We start from the raw sequence: 16480 nt of genomic DNA, 5'->3' as shown, positions 1-16480 counted from the left end.
GACGCTGCCATGACAAAGACGATCATGCTTCAGGGAACCGGCTCGGATGTCGGAAAAACGGTATTGGTGGCTGGGCTCTGCCGGCTTGCCGCAAACAGGGGCTTGAAGGTCAGGCCGTTCAAACCGCAGAACATGTCGAACAACGCCGCAGTATCCGATGACGGGGGCGAGATCGGCCGGGCGCAGTGGCTGCAGTCGATGGCCGCGCGGGTGCCGTCATCCGTGCATATGAACCCGGTGCTGCTGAAGCCGCAGTCCGAGACGGGCAGCCAGATCATCGTGCAGGGCAAGGTTGCCGGCCAGGCGCGCGGCCGCGACTATCAGGCCCTCAAGCCGAAACTGCTCGGTGCCGTCATGGACAGCTTCGAGACCATCTGTTCGGGTGCCGACCTCGTCGTCGTCGAAGGCGCGGGTTCGCCAGCCGAAATCAACCTGCGGGCAGGGGATATCGCCAATATGGGTTTTGCCACCCGCGCGCAGGTGCCGGTCGTGCTTGTCGGCGATATCGACCGGGGCGGGGTGATTGCGTCGCTGGTCGGCACCCATGCGATCCTGTCCGACGAAGACCGCCGGATGATCTCCGGCTATCTCATCAACAAGTTTCGCGGCGACGTGTCGCTGTTCGACGATGGTATCGCGGCCATCGGGCGCTACACCGGATGGCCGTGTTTTGGCGTTGTGCCCTGGCTGAAGAGTGCGGCGCGCCTACCGGCGGAAGATTCGGTGGTTCTCGACAAGCTGACCCGTGGAACCGGCAAGGCGCTGAAGGTCGCCGTGCCGATTTTGTCGCGGATCGCCAATTTCGACGATCTCGACCCCTTGGCATCCGAGCCGGATGTCGACCTCGTCTTCGTGCCGCCGGGAGAACACCTGCCCGTCGATGCCGGTCTCGTGGTCATACCCGGCTCCAAATCGACGCTTTCCGATCTCCGTGATTTCAGGGCTCAGGGCTGGGATCGCGATCTGCAAGCCCATGTCCGCCGCGGCGGAGGCGTCATCGGCGTGTGCGGTGGGTATCAGATGCTGGGGCGGCAGGTCACCGACCCCTTGGGCATCGAAGGCGATCTTCAGGTCATCGATGGCCTCGGCCTGCTCGATGTCACGACGGTAATGGCTCCGGAAAAGACGGTGCGCAATGTCAGCGCCTGGTCGCTGCAGCATGATGTGGCACTCAGGGGCTACGAAATCCATCTCGGCCTCACCACCGGTCCCGATTGCATCCGCGCCCCGGTGTCGATCGACGGGCGCGACGATGGGGCAATGTCGGCCGATGGCCGCATCGTCGGCACCTATCTGCACGGGCTGTTTGCAAGCGATGCCTACCGCGCGGCACTTTTGGCCAGCTTCGGCATTGTCGGTGGCGGCCACAACTACCGCCAGAGCGTCGATGACGCGCTCGACGCGATTGCCGTCGAACTGGAAACGGTTTTGGATTCCGCCTGGATCGACGCGCTGATGTCCTGACGACGTTCAGATCTCGCCGGAGGCTTCCCGACGTCGCCTGTCAAGTTCCTCGCTGTAACGGCGCAGCGTGTGGCTTTCCGTCAGCAGACCGACGACACGCCGCTCGATCAGATTGTTGACCACGGCAAGGGCATCGTTGCCGGTCTTGTCGAAAAGGGCGGCGGCCTGTTTCGCATTCATGTTGGGGACGAGGAAATCGTTGTTCAGGTGAATGAACATGTCCAGGCTTTCGTTCGCTCCGGAGGTTTCGACGGGATCGGCAAAGACCTCCGGCACGATGATGATACCGGCATATTTGTTGTTGCCATCCACTGCGATCACCCGCTGGCTCGAGCCGAGCGGGTGATCCTGCTTGAAGGCCTCCAGCGTTGTGTCGGTGCTGACCGTGCGCACATCCGAGCGCATGAGCCGGTCGACGGTCAGGTTCCGGATCCAGCCGATGTCGTGCGCGCTGCGGATGCTCTCGCCGCGCAGGTGCAGGCGCCAGGTGGCAAACGAATAGCCGAATGTTGTTCTCACGACGAGCGACGAGGTGATCGATGCTGCCAGGACAAGCGCCGTAATGGGAAAGTCGCCGGTGATCTCCAGGGCCAGAAAGGTCATGGTCAGCGGTCCGCCAATGACGGCAACCGCAAGCGAACTCATGCCGACGACCGCGTAGATCACCGGCGTCAGGGTGGCATTGGCAAAGATGAACGGCGCGCAATAGGCAAAAAGCTTGCCGAGAAGCGCGCCCATGAACAGCGATGCGAAGAACAGGCCGCCGCGAAAGCCCGAACCGATCGATACCGCCGAGGCGAAGGATTTCAACAGGAACAGGCCGATAAGCGCTGGGATTGTCATCGAGTGGTCAAGGTTCAGATGGAGGGCACCATGGCCGGCCGAGAGAACCTGCGGTGAAATCATCGCGAGAAGACCAACCACGATGCCGCCGATCGCGGGGCGCAGCGGCGCCGGGATCGAACTGCGGCGCGCCAGGCCCTCGACGGCCGACACGGCTTTCATCAGGAGAATGCCCATGCCGGCGCAAAAGACGCCGAGCAGCAGAGCGGGCAGATAATCGGCCGGCACCACGGCGCCGAAGGTTCCGACATCGATGGTGAAATCGCTGTCGGAGAGCAGCCTTGCCACAAGGTTGGCGACCAGAGCCGAGACGACGACCGGTGTCAGCGACAGGATCGTATAGGTGCCGATGATCAGTTCGAACGCATAGAAGGCACCTGTAAGCGGCGCATTGAACGCCGCCGCAATGGCACCAGCGGCGCCGCAGCCGACCAGGGTCCGCAGGTCCGAGCGGCGCAGTTGAAGGGTAATCCCCAGCTTGGAGGCAAGGCCGGACGCCAGTTGCGTATAGCCGGCCTCGAGCCCGACGGATGCGCCGAACCCGTTGGAGATGAGATTCTGGACGGCGACGATGATGCTGTCCGTCAGCGAAAGCCGTCCACCATGCAGCGCATTGGCTTCGATCGGATCGACCATCGGTTTCTTGCGCCAGGAAGCAAGCGACAGCATCAGGAGACCAAGAATGATACCGCCGACAATGGGCGCCATCAGAACCGCGATATCGCCGTCGAGGTCGCTGGAGCTCAGCCTCTCGGTGTCGCCGATGCCGAAGACAAGGCCATGCATGCGGCTGGCAATGAAACTCATCGCAGTGACTGCAAGCCCGGCGATCACGCCGACGACAATGCCTGCGGCCACCAGTCCAACTTCGCTGCGGCGTGCGAATGCGCGCAGGCGTCCGATATCGAACAGAAGAGACACATAACCAAGCCGACGCAGATCGAGTTTCGCAAGAATCTTGGGCATCCGCAGTCCGCCTTTCAGAATGCTATCTCTCGTAATCGTCATCGCCGCGCTGATCAAGTTGCGATCGGAGGAATGCGCTGCGGCGCCAATGCGATTGACTTTGCCACAAGCCACCCATAATCATCGACCCATTGGATGGTTCCCGCAGAGCGCTCTGTTTTGCGGGAGTAAATGGGAATGTGACAGGGTGGACCCAGATCGGGCACTCTTATCGCAGCCGACCCCGCGACTGTAGAGCGGTCAGGGTTCGCCATCCGGGAAAGCCGATCCTTCGGGAATGTCGCATGGTGCGGCATGTCGCAGGCGCAGGCCCAACCGGAAAAGCCACTGGAGTGGCATCATGATCAGCCGGGGCCGGACGCCTCTTTGTCTACGAATCGTCCACCTCTTCGTGATGCCTGTCGATTGCGGTTAGCAATCCGGCCTGAAGACTCCGGGAAGGCGAGGCGAACCCGTTCGCACCCTTGGGTGCGTAGACCCGTGAGCCAGGAGACCTGCCATCCGACAAGGGCATAATGCCCGCCTGCGGGACGTTCCCGATGCCAGCACGGAGGTTGTCATGGCTCTATCACCCGGTTTGCGCGTGGGCGCGACAAAAAACACGCGCCTGTTTAAAACACCGTCTGCCTCTGTCCGTGCCATCGACTGACGGCGGAATTGCATCATGATATCGTCAGAGACCGGATCCGTCCTCGTTCTGGGCGGCGCCCGCTCCGGAAAATCCACATTTGCCGAAGCGCTGGTGACGGCGTCGGGGCTTGCCATGCATTATGTCGCGACCGGGAGAGCCTGGGACGGCGAAATGACATCAAGGATTGCCGAGCATCGCGATCGGCGCGGGGGGGAATGGCAGACGCTCGAGGAGCCGCTGGCGCTTGTCGACGGCCTGAAATCCATCGACACGCCGGATCGGGTCATCCTTGTCGATTGCCTGACGCTGTGGGTTACCAATCTGATGATGGAAGAGCGTGACATGGCGGCGGAATTTGCCCAACTCGCCGGCCATATGCTGACGGCAAGGGCGAAACTCATCTTTGTCTCAAACGAAGTCGGCCTCGGCATCGTGCCGGACAACCGCATGGCGCGCGATTTTCGCGACCATGCCGGCCGGCTGCACCAGATCGTCGCGGCAAAGGCCGCGGAAGTTTACTTTATTGCGGCCGGACTGCCGCTGAAAATGAAGGGTTGACCATGACACTCGCAAAGGCTGGAAACGGCAAGATCCCGGCCACCGTGATCACCGGCTTTCTCGGCGCCGGCAAGACGACGATGATCCGCAATATCCTGCAGAACGCCGGCGGCCGTCGCATCGCGCTCATTATCAACGAGTTCGGCGATCTCGGCGTCGACGGTGACGTGCTGAAGGGCTGCGGTGCGGACGCCTGCAGCGAGGACGACATTATCGAACTGACGAACGGCTGCATCTGCTGCACAGTCGCCGACGATTTCATCCCGACAATGACAAAGCTGCTTGAGCGCGAAAACCGCCCGGACCACATCGTCATCGAAACATCGGGGCTGGCATTGCCGCAGCCGCTGATTGCCGCCTTCAACTGGCCGGACATCCGTACCCAGGTGACCGTCGATGGCGTCATTACCGTGGTCGACAGTGCCGCCGTTGCCGCCGGCCGCTTTGCCGACGACCATGACAAGGTCGATGCGGCTCGTGTCGAGGACGACAATCTCGATCATGAAAGCCCGATCGAGGAGCTTTTCGAGGACCAGTTGACTGCAGCCGACCTGATCGTTCTCAACAAGACCGACCTGCTTGATGCGGCTGGCCTTTTGTTCGTGCGCGGCGAGGTCGCTGCGCGCACCAGCCGCAAGCCGACGATGATCGAGGCGAAGCACGGCGAGGTGTCCGCCGCCATCCTGCTCGGTCTTGGCGTCGGCACCGAAGCCGACATCGCCAACCGCAAGTCCCATCACGAAATGGAACACGAGGCCGGCGAGGAACACGATCACGACGAGTTCGAGAGTTTTGTTGTCGAACTTGGCCCGCTTGCCGATCCGGTCGCCTTCATCGAGACGCTGAAGACCGTCATCGTGGCGCATGACATTCTGCGCATCAAGGGCTTTGCCGATGTGCCGGGCAAGCCGATGCGTCTGCTGATCCAGGGCGTCGGCGCCCGCATCGACCAGTATTTCGATCGCCCCTGGGCGGCCGGCGAGGTTCGCCGGACCCGGCTGGTCGTCATCGGCCTGCACGACATGGACGAGACGGCCGTTCGTGCCGCGATCGAAGCGGCGGTTGTTTGAGAATGGTGATCGTGGCTCGCCCTTCTTCGTCACTTCGTGACATCTCCCCCGCAAGGGGGGAGATCGGGCGTGCACTGCGATCTTTCGCTGTAAACTTTCCTTTCGAAACCAGGCTTGGCGTCGTCGATCTCCCCCCTTGTGGAAGAGATGGCCGACCGGACAGAGGGGGGTATCACGGCCCTTTGGAGGCACTATGCACCTTCTTCTAGCCCAGAAGGGCACGATCACCGATGGCGAGGAGGCGATCGATCTCGGCCAGTCGCCGGGGGATATCCTGTTTCTGTCGGCCGCCGATACGGAGTTGTCGTCGATTGCCGGTGCCCAGCGTGTGCGGAAGGCATCGTCCAGCCTGCGCGTCGCCAGCCTCTTGACCCTCAAACATCCGATGTCGGTCGATACCTATGTCGAGCGCACGGCGCGGCATGCCAAACTGATCATCGTGCGACCGCTGGGTGGGGCCAGCTATTTCCACTATGTGCTCGAAGCCCTGTATGCTGCCGCGGTGACCCATGGGTTCAAGATCGCGGTGCTGCCGGGCTGCGACAAGCCTGATCCCGGTCTCGAGCCGTTTTCCACGGTCGGCACTGAAGACCGGGCCGCCATGTGGGCCTACTTCAACGAGGGCGGTGCCGACAACATGGCGCGCCTGCTTGACTATGGCGACGCGCTGATCGGCGGGGCGGAAAGACCCCAGCCGGCATCGCCGCTGCTGAAGGCCGGCATCTGGTGGCCGGGCACCGGCGTTATCGGTGTCGAGGCCTGGCGCAAACTCTCCGCGTCCAACACGGCCGCACAGCCGCAGCCAGTTGTCGCCATCTCCTTCTACCGTGCCCTTGTCCAGAGCGGCGAGACGAAGCCGGTCGAAGCGCTGATTGCGGCGCTTTCGGCGGAAGGCATGGCGGTGCTGCCGGTGTTCGTTTCGAGCCTCAAGGATTCGGTTTCGGTCGGAACGCTGGAAGCGATCTTTTCGGAGGCCTCGCCCGACGTGGTGATGAACGCCACCGGTTTTGCCGTGTCTGCGCCGGGTGCCGATCGCAAGCCGACGGTGCTCGAATTCACCGATGCGCCGGTGCTGCAGGTGATCTTTTCCGGCTCGTCGCGCAAGGCCTGGGAAGGCTCGGCGCAGGGCCTGATGGCACGGGATCTGGCGATGAATGTGGCGTTGCCGGAGGTCGATGGCCGCATCCTGTCGCGGGCCGTCTCCTTCAAGGCGGCGGCGATCTATGATCCGGACGTGGAAGCCAATATCGTCGGCCATGAGCCGCTCGCCGACCGCGTGCTGTTTGCCGCCCGGCTTGCCGCCAACTGGGCGCGTCTGCGCAGGACAGAGCCGGAGCATCGTCGCGTCGCCATCATCCTGGCCAATTATCCGAACCGCGACGGCCGTCTCGGCAATGGCGTCGGGCTTGATACGCCGGCCGGCACGATCGAAGTTCTGCGTGCGATGCGCGCCGCGGGTTATCCCGTGGACGCGATCCCCGCCGATGGCGATGCCCTGATCACGCATCTGATGGCAGGCCCGACCAATGATGCAAGGCAGGATCGCGAGATCCGCGAGACGCTTTCCTTGAGTCAATACAAGACGTTCTTCGCGTCTCTTCCACTTCAGATTCAGGATGCGGTTGCGGCCCGTTGGGGGGCTCCGGAAACGGATCCCTTCTTCCGGGACGGATCTTTTGCGCTGCCTCTAGCGCGCTTTGGCGAAACGCTGGTCGGTATCCAGCCGGCGCGGGGCTACAATATCGATCCGAAGGAAACCTACCATTCCCCGGACCTCGTGCCGCCGCACGGGTACCTCGCTTTCTATGCCTTCCTGCGCATCGCCTACGGTGCCCATGCCGTCATTCACATGGGCAAACACGGCAATCTCGAATGGCTGCCGGGCAAGGCGCTGGCGCTGTCGGAAAATTGTTATCCGGAAGCGATCTTCGGGCCGATGCCGCATCTCTATCCGTTCATCGTCAACGATCCGGGCGAGGGCACGCAGGCCAAGCGCCGCACTGCCGCCGTCATCATCGACCATCTGACGCCGCCGCTGACACGCGCCGAATCCTACGGGCCTTTGAAGGATCTGGAAGCACTGGTCGATGAATATTACGACGCTGCCGGCAGCGATCCGCGCCGCCTGCGTCTGCTCAGCAAGCAGATCCTCGACCTCGTGCGTGACATCGGCCTCGATCAGGATGCCGGCATTGCGGGCACGGACGGCGAGGACAAGGCGCTGGAAAAGCTCGATGCCTATCTCTGCGACCTGAAGGAACTGCAGATCCGCGACGGCCTGCATGTGTTCGGCGTTGCACCGGAAGGCCGTTTGCTGACGGACCTGACGGTTTCCCTGGCACGGGTGCCGCGCGGGCAGAGCGAAGGCGGTGACCAGAGCCTGCAGCGGGCGATTTCCGCCGATGCGTTCACAAATGAAAACCCCTCGGCAGAGGCTGGGCTGGGGTGTCTTCCGTTCGATCCGCTCGATTGCGTCCTCTCCGATCCCTGGGCGGGGCCGAAGCCGACCATTCTCGCTGACCTATCCGACGCCCCCTGGCGGACCGCCGGCGATACAGTCGAGCGCATTGAGCTTCTGGCCGCCGAATTTGTCTCCGGCGTCCTGCCGTGCCCGCAGGCGTGGATCGCCACAGGCGCGGTTCTGCACGAAGTCGAAACCCGCCTGAAACCCTCCATCGTCCAGTCCGGCCCTGCGGAAATCGCGGCTTTGCTCACCGGCCTCGACGGACGTTTCGTTCCGCCTGGCCCCTCCGGCGCACCGACACGCGGGCGACCGGACGTCTTGCCGACGGGGCGCAATTTCTATTCCGTCGACAGCCGGGCCGTGCCGACGCCGGCCGCCTTCGAACTCGGCAAGAAATCCGCCGAGCTGCTCATCCGCCGCTATCTGCAGGATCATGGCGATTGGCCAACCTCCTTTGGCCTGACCGCCTGGGGCACATCCAACATGCGCACCGGTGGCGACGATATTGCCCAGGCGATGGCACTGATCGGCACCAAACCGGTCTGGGATATGATGTCACGCCGCGTCACCGGCTACGAGATCGTACCGCTCGCCCTGCTTGGCCGGCCGCGTGTCGACGTGACGCTGCGGATTTCCGGATTTTTCCGCGATGCCTTCCCCGACCAGATCGCCCTGTTCGACAACGCGATCCGGGCTGTCGGCGGGCTGGACGAAGACGATGCCGACAACATGATCGCGGCCCGCATGCGGGTTGAGACCGCGCGTCTTGTCGCCGAAGGTGTCGATGGCAAGGAGGCCGCGCGGCGCGCGTCCTACCGCGTCTTCGGTGCCAAGCCCGGGGCCTATGGTGCGGGCCTGCAGGCGCTGATCGACGAAAAGGGCTGGGACGACAAGAAGGATTTGGCCGAGGCCTATCTCACCTGGGGTGGTTACGCCTATGGCGCCGGCGAGGATGGCAAGGCCGAGCGCGGCCTGTTGGAGGAGCGGCTGAAATCGGTCGAGGCCGTCGTCCAGAACCAGGACAACCGCGAGCATGACCTGCTCGACAGCGATGATTATTACCAGTTCGAGGGCGGCATGAGCCTGGCTGTCGAATCGCTCGCCGGCAACCGTCCGTCGATCTATCACAATGATCATTCGCGTCCGGAAAAGCCGGTCATCCGCTCTCTGGAAGAAGAGATCGGGCGCGTCGTGCGCGGCCGTGTTGTCAATCCGAAATGGATCGCCGGCGTCATGCGCCATGGCTATAAGGGCGCCTTTGAGATCGCCGCAACCGTCGACTACATGTTCGCCTTCGCAGCGACCACCGGCGCGGTGCGCGATCATCATTTCGAGGCGGTCTACCGCGCCTTCGTGCTGGATGACAAGGTTCGCCGCTTCATGGAAGACAAGAACCCGGCCGCATTCCGCGACATGACCGACAAGCTCATGGAGGCGATCGACCGGGGCCTCTGGACGCCACGGTCGAATTCGGCGCGGTTCGATCTGCGCAGTCGCACCGATGCCGCGGCCTGACAAGACAAAAGCCGGCGAGCGGTGCACAGACATATTTGGGAGAACAAGACCATGAGCGAAGACGACATCACGGCCATTGAGGCGCCTGTGGCCAATGACGAAGCCCGTCACGCCATGAAGATGGCGAAGAAAAAGACGGCGCGTGAAAAGATCATGGCGACGAAGACGGACAAGAAGGGCCTGATCATCGTCAATACCGGCAAGGGCAAGGGCAAGTCGACCGCCGGTTTCGGCATGATCTTCCGCCACATCGCCCATGGCATGCCGTCCGCCGTCGTCCAGTTCATCAAGGGCGGCTGGGAGACCGGCGAGCGCAATCTGATCGAGAAGCATTTCGCCGACGTTTGCCAGTTCTACACGCTGGGCGAGGGGTTCACCTGGGAAACGCAGGACCGGAGCCGCGATATCGCCATGGCGCAGACAGCCTGGGAGAAGGCCAAGGAACTGATCCGCGACGAACGCAATTCCATGGTGTTGCTCGACGAAATCAACATCGCGCTGCGCTACGACTATATCGACATTGCCGAGGTCGTGCGTTTCCTTGCCGAGGAAAAGCCGCACATGACCCATGTCGTGCTGACCGGACGCAACGCCAAGGAGGAACTGATCGAGATCGCCGATCTGGTGACGGAGATGGAATTGCTGAAACACCCCTTCCGCTCCGGCATCAAGGCACAGGTCGGCGTCGAATATTGATGCCTTGCCGGACTATACGCCCATCCATAGCCTTATCGGATGGGCGGGATCGGAGAGCAGCTTGATCGCCAGCGCAATGCAGGTGACGACGAGCAACGGCTTGATGATCCTGGCCCCGTTCTTCATGGCAAAACGCGAGCCGACCTGTGCGCCGATGAACTGGCCGACGCCCATGATCAGGCCGGTCTTCCATAAAACAACGCCATAGAGGGCGAACACGATGAAGCCGCCGATGTTGGAGCCGAAGTTGAGAAACTTCGTGTGGGCCGTGGCTTTCAGAACGCCGAAACCGGCCAGCGTCACGAAACCGAGCATGAAGAAGGATCCGGTGCCCGGGCCAAAAACCCCGTCATAGAAGCCGATCAGCGGCACGAAGGTCAGGCCGAACAGAAACGGTGTTATTCGCCGCGTCCGGTCGGCGTCGCTGATGTTCGGCTTGAAGCCGAAATAGAGCGCAATGGCGATCAAAAGGAATGGCAGGAGGATCTTCAAGACATCACCGGGCACGATCGTGGCGAGACCCGCGCCGACGGCGCCGCCGAGCACGGCCAGCGCCGCCATCGGAAGCTGCTCGACGAGGTTCACATGGCCGCGCCGCGCATAGGCGAGACTGGCCGAGCCCGACCCGAACAGCGACTGCAATTTGTTCGTGCCAAGTGTTTCCAAAGGCGGGATGCCGGCAATCAGCATGGCCGGTATGGTGATCATGCCGCCACCACCGGCGATCGAATCGATGAAGCCGGCAAGAAAAGCTGCGGCAAACAGGAAGACGAGAATATGGAGAGCGAGATCTGGCAAGGGAGAGGACTCATGACCGGAGGGTGGTTGACGCAAGGCGCGCGCCTTTCTGGCAGAGTGCGTCGCAGACTGTAAAGGCCGGTTGCCGATCTTCCCCGCAATGTTCCCCCCGATATTACCGGGGCATAGCCGATGCGGATGGCGTTTCCGGCCTCGGCAATGGCGCAAACCGGTTTGACCCATCCTGCCGGGTTCGATAAACTCCACCGACGTGCGACGGTGCCCTTTGCAAGGGCTGAAAGAGCGTCCGGTGCGGCCGACCCAGTCAGGGGGCTTCATCCGGTGCTGTCCAGACGGCTTCGGGCAGGAGACTGCGCGCGGCTCCCGGCGTTTCGTATGGATGCGACGAAGGGAGGCGGATGTTTCATGCAGGTGGCAACTATTGATCGGCCCGGTTCGGCCCGCTTCGTTCTCGGCCTCGGCTGCGCGCGTGGCACGCCGGCTGACGAGATCATCGCGCTTGCTGAAAACGTGCTGGCCCTTGCCGGTGCTCAGCGCTCGGACTTGACCTGCATCGCGTCCCTTGAGAGCCGAAGGGGCGAACCGGCCATACAGGCCGCAGCTTTGCACTTTGCCGTTCCATCGCGGTTTTTTCACGCCAGCATTCTCGAAGCGGAAACGCCGCGCCTTCATACTCCGTCCGAGCGGATCTTCGCCCTGACCGGCTGCCATGGCGTGGCCGAAGCCTCCGCGCTTGCCTGTGCCGGTGCAATGGCGGAACTCGTCGTGCCGAAGATCCGGTCTGCGCACGCGACCGCAGCGGTTGTCCGTCTGGAACTGGTCGATTGCGAGATGAGCGCGTGATGAATGTCTTGCTTGCCGGTGCGTTGAATTCCGATTCTTTTCAGGCAGATGTGACGGATTGTTTAGAGGTTGAATCCGGTTGTTCACAGATTGAATCAGGTCGGGCCGGGACGCTTGGGAATGGCCGGTGGCCGATATGAGCGACGCGCTATTTGCAGGCCTGCCTGTTCTGGAAAAAGGCTCCGTCTGGCTTGTTGGCGCCGGTCCTGGTGATCCCGGACTGTTGACGCTCCATGCCGTCAATGCGCTGCGCCAGGCCGATGTCATCGTCCATGATGCGCTGGTCAATGCCGACTGCCTGACCATGGCCAAGCCGGGCGCCGTCCTGGAGTTCGCCGGTAAACGCGGCGGCAAACCATCGCCCAAGCAGCGTGACATTTCGCTGCGCCTGGTCGAACTGGCGCGGGCCGGCCACCGCGTGCTGCGGCTGAAGGGCGGCGATCCGTTCGTCTTCGGCCGTGGCGGCGAGGAGGCGCTGACGCTGGTTGAAAACCGCATTCCGTTCCGGATCGTGCCGGGCGTGACGGCGGGTATCGGCGGCCTTGCCTATGCCGGCATACCCGTGACGCACCGCGAGGTCACCCATGCCGTGACCTTCCTGACCGGCCATGATTCGGCAGGCGTCGTGCCGGACCGGATCCAGTGGGATGCGATCGCCAAGGGCTCGCCTGTCATCGTCATGTACATGGCGATGAAACATATCGGCCAGATCACCGCCAAGCTCATCGCTGCCGGGCGCGCGCCGGATGAGCCCATGGCGTTCGTCTGCAACGCCTCAACTGTGCAACAGACGGTTCTGGAAACCACGCTGCAAAATGCTGAGGCCGACGTCATGGCCGCCGGGCTGGCGCCGCCGGCGATTGTCGTGGTCGGCGAGGTGGTGCGACTGCGCAGCGCGCTCGACTGGCTTGGTGCGCTGGAGGGCCGCGTTCTCGACGCCGACCCGCTTCGGCAAGGGTTGAAGGATCCGGCATGAGTGGTGTCCTGATCGCGGCTCCTTCGTCCGGTTCCGGCAAGACGACGATCACGCTCGGGCTGCTGCGCGCGCTGCGCAATCGCGGCGTCGCCCTTGCACCCGGCAAGGCCGGGCCAGACTATATCGATCCGGCCTTTCACACCGCGGCCAGTGGTGCGCCCTGCGTCAATTATGATCCCTGGGCGATGCGCCCCGAACTCCTGCGTTTCAATGCCGGTGAAGCCGCAGGTCGGGACCGGGCGTTCATCGTCGAGGCGATGATGGGGCTCCATGACGCATCGGTCGATGGCACCGGCTCGCCCGCCGATCTCGCCTGCGTGCTCGATCTCGCCGTCATCATGGTCGTCGATTGCGGGCGCATGGCGCAGTCGGTGGCAGCGCTGGTCAGGGGCTATGCTGGCCATCGCGCCGATATTCGCGTCGCCGGCGTCATTCTCAACAAGGTCGGCAGCGACCGGCATGAGAAAATGCTGCGCGATGCCTTGGTCGCGATCCATATGCCGGTGCTCGGTGTCGTCCGCTTGGACAGCCGGATGAAGCTGCCCGAACGCCATCTCGGGCTGGTGCAGGCGAGCGAGCACGGTGAACTCGATGCCTTCATCGAACATGCCGCGTCCCGCGTCTCCGGTGGATGCGACCTCGATGCGATCCTTGCGCTCGCGGGGACGGGGCGTCCGGATGCTACCGCCATTGCCGGCCTCAAGCCGCTGGGCCAGAGGATTGCCGTGGCACGCGATGTCGCCTTTGCCTTCTGTTATGAACATCTCCTGCGCGACTGGCGCCGGCAGGGTTGCGACATCTCGTTCTTTTCGCCTCTGGCAGACGAGGCGCCGCAGGCGGAGGCCGATGCCGTCTATCTGCCCGGTGGCTATCCGGAGCTGCACGCCGGCGCCTTGTCCGGTGCGCGTCAATTCCATGCCGGGATGCTGGCGGCACGGGACCGTGATGCCCGGATTTTCGCAGAATGCGGCGGCTACATGACTCTGGGGGAAGGGCTTGTCGCTGCGGATGGCAAACGCTACGGCATGCTGGGGCTGTTGCCGTTGGTCACGAGTTTTGCCGAACGCAAGCGGCATCTCGGTTATCGCCGGGCCACACCCCGCAATCGCAGCTTTTTCGACGGCCCTCTGATGGCGCACGAGTTTCACTATGCAACGATCGTTTCCGAAGGAGACGCCGACCGGCTGTTCGACACGGTCGATGCGGCAGGCGAGATCGTCGGCCCGGCCGGTCTCCAGCGCGGCTGCGTTGCCGGCTCCTTCATGCACCTGATCGATATGGCGGTCACCGCGTGAGCGGCACGATCGTCCATGGCGGCGGCGTGACCGAGGCGGCTGCGCAATTCGGCGGCCAGCCGCAGGACTGGCTCGACCTGTCGACCGGTATCAATCCGTGTCCTCCGCCCCTTCCGGATGTGCCGGCAAGCGTCTGGCACCGCCTGCCGGACCGGCACCTTGTCGATGCGGCAATGCAGGCCGCTGCACTCTATTATGGTACGGGTGATCACCTGCCGCTGCCGGTTCCGGGAACACAATCGGTCATCCAGCTGCTTCCGCGGCTGGCGACACCAGGGCGGCGTATCGCGATCTTCGGCCCGACCTATGGCGAATATGCCCGCTGCTTCACGGCTTCCGGCTTCGCGATCGACGTGATCGCGTCAAAAGATGAAGTTTCCAGTGATCACGGCCTCGTCGTGCTGGTCAACCCGAACAACCCGACGGGCCGGACATTGACCGCGTCCGCGGTCGAGGATCTCCGCCGCGTCGTCGTCGGGCATGGCGGCATGCTCGTCGTCGACGAAGCCTTTGGCGATCAGCAGCCAGATCTGAGCGTTGCTCGAGACCGGCCTCAGATGACCGGCCTGATCGTCTTTCGGTCCTTTGGCAAATTCTTCGGCCTCGCCGGCCTGCGGCTCGGCTTTGTCATTGCAGACGCGACGGTGACCGAGCGGTTCCGCGACTGGCTTGGCCCCTGGGCGGTCTCGGGGCCGGCGCTGTTTCTGGCGACGACCCAGATGACCGACGGATCGGCGGCGACGATCAAGGCCGCGCTGGTGGCGCGCAAGGCGGCTCTCGATCGTGTCCTGCATCAGGCCGGGCTGACGGTTTCAGGTGGTACCGGGCTCTTCAGCCTGATCGAGCATGACCGTGCGCTTGACCTGCACACCCATCTCTGCAGGGCGCAGATCCTGACGCGGCGCTTCGACTACGAGGCCCGCTGGTTGCGCATCGGGCTTGCGCCGGATGCGGCCGGGGATGCACGTCTGGCCGATGCGCTTCGAACGTCGGGCCTTTGATCATGTCGATTGCAATTCTCCTGGTGCTTGTCGCTGCCCTTCTCCTCGACCGGCTGGTCGGCGATCCCGACTGGCTGTGGCGCAGGGTGCCGCATCCGGTCGTCTGGTTCGGGGCGGCCATCGGCTGGTGCGATCGGTCGTTCAACCGCAAGCGCCTGAGCGACGATGCGCTTCGGATCAGCGGCGTCATCAGCATCGTCTTTCTGCTTCTGCTCAGCATCGGCGCCGGCTTTGTTCTTCACCGCCTGTTCGCGACGATGGGGCTTTTCGGCTGGTTCGCAGAGGCAATTGTCGTGGCTATCTTTCTGGCGCAAAAAAGCCTTGGCGATCATGTTCAGCGCGTGGCTGACGGTCTGCGAACCGACGGGCTCGCCGGCGGCAGAAAGGCTGTCTCGATGATTGTCGGCCGCGATCCGGAGACGCTCGACGTGCCCGGCGTCTGCCGGGCGGCAATCGAAAGCCTCGCGGAGAATTTTTCCGACGGGGTCGTAGCGCCGGCCTTCTGGTATGCGCTCCTCGGGCTGCCGGGATTGCTTGCCTATAAAATGCTGAACACGGCCGATTCGATGATTGGTCACAAAAGCGAAAAATATCTGCATTTCGGATGGGCTTCGGCGCGGCTGGACGATCTTGCAAACCTGCCGGCGGCCCGACTGTCCGTGCTGCTGTTTGCGGTCGGGGCCTGGCTGAGGCTCGGTCGCCATGCGGCCCGCAATGCGCTGAATGTCGGCCTGCGCGATCATGGCCTGCATCGCTCGCCGAACTCCGGCTGGCCGGAAGCGGCGATGGCCGGTGCATTGGACATGCAATTGGCGGGTCCGAGGCTCTATGCCGGCATCCTCGTCTCCGAGCCGATGATCAACGGTGCAGGGCGAACAGATGCGACCGGCGTCGACATAGAAAAGGCCATCTCGGTTTTTTACGCGGCGTGTACGGTGCTGGCCGCAACGGTAGCAGTTCTTGTTCCTATTGCTTTCATGTTGAGCTGACGTTGCTTGTTTTGCTATCATTTTATGGAATTTTTTAGGTGAAAATTTTCCATTTCGCTTAAACTTGTATGATTATAGGTGTTGTATATTCTGTGCCGTGTTGGGACACCAGTAATAAGGTGGTTTAAATTCGGAGGGGATACATGCGTAAGAGTCCGTCCGAACACTTTCTCATTTTGAACATAGCCTTCGCAGCATGAGGCGGATGGAGGCTAATTTGAGGAAGGCAAGCGCATTTCTTGACAGGTTTTCGAGGTCCTTGGCCAGTCTACGGCATCGTCCGAGCCATGCGAAGGTTCGCTCGACAACCCATCGGCGTGGCAACAACTCGAAGCCTTTGGCCGCATCGGATCGCTTGACGATTTCAGTTGCCAGACCTGGTCTGGCCTTCTTCTGACCCTTTGCGAAGA

13 protein-coding genes and 1 riboswitch are annotated in these 16480 nt (G+C 62.7%); of the genes, 10 read left to right on the top strand and 3 right to left on the bottom strand.

Annotation, left to right across the window (positions count from 1 at the left end):
* Positions 1-9 precede the first annotated feature (9 nt).
* Positions 10-1464, top strand: a complete 1455-nt coding sequence (locus AX760_RS09000; protein WP_071832547.1) for a cobyric acid synthase — start codon at positions 10-12, stop codon at positions 1462-1464.
* 6 nt (positions 1465-1470) lie between these two features.
* On the opposite strand, the gene AX760_RS08995 is transcribed toward AX760_RS09000, so the two are convergent.
* Positions 1471-3264, bottom strand: coding sequence for a chloride channel protein (locus AX760_RS08995; RefSeq protein ID WP_071832605.1), 1794 nt, complete (start codon positions 3262-3264; stop codon positions 1471-1473).
* Between the two features lie 128 nt (positions 3265-3392).
* A riboswitch (cobalamin riboswitch) is annotated at positions 3393-3789 on the top strand.
* A 148-nt stretch (positions 3790-3937) separates the two neighbouring features.
* Between AX760_RS08995 and cobU the strand changes: the two genes are divergently transcribed.
* The 4 genes from cobU to cobO all read left to right on the top strand — a co-directional run bounded on the left by cobU (position 3938) and on the right by cobO (position 10207).
* Positions 3938-4462, top strand: coding sequence for a bifunctional adenosylcobinamide kinase/adenosylcobinamide-phosphate guanylyltransferase (gene cobU / locus AX760_RS08990; RefSeq protein WP_071832546.1), 525 nt, complete (start codon positions 3938-3940; stop codon positions 4460-4462).
* Between the two features lie 2 nt (positions 4463-4464).
* Positions 4465-5532 carry a cobalamin biosynthesis protein CobW gene (gene cobW, locus AX760_RS08985; protein ID WP_071832545.1) on the top strand — a complete coding sequence of 356 codons (1068 nt, stop codon included), beginning with the start codon at positions 4465-4467 and terminating at the stop codon, positions 5530-5532.
* 193 nt (positions 5533-5725) lie between these two features.
* A complete protein-coding gene (gene cobN / locus AX760_RS08980; RefSeq protein ID WP_071832544.1) occupies positions 5726-9511 on the top strand; it encodes a cobaltochelatase subunit CobN in 3786 nt (1261 codons plus the stop codon).
* A 51-nt stretch (positions 9512-9562) separates the two neighbouring features.
* A complete protein-coding gene (gene cobO, locus AX760_RS08975; RefSeq protein WP_071832543.1) occupies positions 9563-10207 on the top strand; it encodes a cob(I)yrinic acid a,c-diamide adenosyltransferase in 645 nt (214 codons plus the stop codon).
* A 12-nt stretch (positions 10208-10219) separates the two neighbouring features.
* Here the strand turns inward: cobO and AX760_RS08970 are convergent, their stop codons facing one another.
* Positions 10220-11005, bottom strand: coding sequence for a TSUP family transporter (locus AX760_RS08970; RefSeq protein WP_071832542.1), 786 nt, complete (start codon positions 11003-11005; stop codon positions 10220-10222).
* A 366-nt stretch (positions 11006-11371) separates the two neighbouring features.
* Between AX760_RS08970 and AX760_RS08965 the strand changes: the two genes are divergently transcribed.
* The 5 genes from AX760_RS08965 to cbiB all read left to right on the top strand — a co-directional run bounded on the left by AX760_RS08965 (position 11372) and on the right by cbiB (position 16070).
* The gene (locus AX760_RS08965) at positions 11372-11809 is read left to right on the top strand and encodes a cobalamin biosynthesis protein (RefSeq protein ID WP_071832604.1); all 438 of its coding nucleotides are present in this window, start codon (positions 11372-11374) and stop codon (positions 11807-11809) included.
* A 136-nt stretch (positions 11810-11945) separates the two neighbouring features.
* The gene (gene cobA / locus AX760_RS08960; RefSeq protein ID WP_071832603.1) at positions 11946-12785 is read left to right on the top strand and encodes a uroporphyrinogen-III C-methyltransferase; all 840 of its coding nucleotides are present in this window, start codon (positions 11946-11948) and stop codon (positions 12783-12785) included.
* Positions 12782-14080: a cobyrinic acid a,c-diamide synthase CobB gene (locus AX760_RS08955; RefSeq protein ID WP_071832541.1), complete on the top strand. Its 1299-nt coding sequence runs from the start codon at positions 12782-12784 to the stop codon at positions 14078-14080. The genes cobA and AX760_RS08955 overlap by 4 nt, the downstream gene beginning before the upstream one ends.
* On the top strand, positions 14077-15081 hold the full coding sequence (gene cobD / locus AX760_RS08950; RefSeq protein WP_071832540.1) for a threonine-phosphate decarboxylase CobD: 1005 nt from the start codon (positions 14077-14079) through the stop codon (positions 15079-15081). Before AX760_RS08955 ends, cobD begins: the two co-directional genes overlap by 4 nt.
* A 2-nt stretch (positions 15082-15083) precedes the next feature.
* Positions 15084-16070 carry an adenosylcobinamide-phosphate synthase CbiB gene (gene cbiB / locus AX760_RS08945; RefSeq protein ID WP_071832539.1) on the top strand — a complete coding sequence of 329 codons (987 nt, stop codon included), beginning with the start codon at positions 15084-15086 and terminating at the stop codon, positions 16068-16070.
* A 171-nt stretch (positions 16071-16241) separates the two neighbouring features.
* Here cbiB and AX760_RS08940 read toward each other — a convergent pair.
* On the bottom strand, positions 16242-16480 hold a 239-nt coding region (locus tag AX760_RS08940), incomplete at its 5' end, for a transposase (protein ID WP_139276435.1).

Source organism: Pararhizobium antarcticum (genome assembly GCF_001885585.1).
Lineage (GTDB): Bacteria > Pseudomonadota > Alphaproteobacteria > Rhizobiales > Rhizobiaceae > Pararhizobium > Pararhizobium antarcticum.
Note: the sequence above shows the minus strand (reverse complement) of the source record. Positions and strands in the feature narration are given on the sequence as shown.

Coding starts and splice junctions, on each gene's coding strand:
- cobO (WP_071832543.1), top strand. CDS start 9,563: ATGAGCGAAGACGACATCACGGCCATTGAGGCGCCTGTGGCCAATGAC.
- AX760_RS09000 (WP_071832547.1), top strand. CDS start 10: ATGACAAAGACGATCATGCTTCAGGGAACCGGCTCGGATGTCGGAAAA.
- cbiB (WP_071832539.1), top strand. CDS start 15,084: ATGTCGATTGCAATTCTCCTGGTGCTTGTCGCTGCCCTTCTCCTCGAC.
- cobN (WP_071832544.1), top strand. CDS start 5,726: ATGCACCTTCTTCTAGCCCAGAAGGGCACGATCACCGATGGCGAGGAG.
- AX760_RS08965 (WP_071832604.1), top strand. CDS start 11,372: ATGCAGGTGGCAACTATTGATCGGCCCGGTTCGGCCCGCTTCGTTCTC.
- cobA (WP_071832603.1), top strand. CDS start 11,946: ATGAGCGACGCGCTATTTGCAGGCCTGCCTGTTCTGGAAAAAGGCTCC.
- cobW (WP_071832545.1), top strand. CDS start 4,465: ATGACACTCGCAAAGGCTGGAAACGGCAAGATCCCGGCCACCGTGATC.
- AX760_RS08955 (WP_071832541.1), top strand. CDS start 12,782: ATGAGTGGTGTCCTGATCGCGGCTCCTTCGTCCGGTTCCGGCAAGACG.
- cobU (WP_071832546.1), top strand. CDS start 3,938: ATGATATCGTCAGAGACCGGATCCGTCCTCGTTCTGGGCGGCGCCCGC.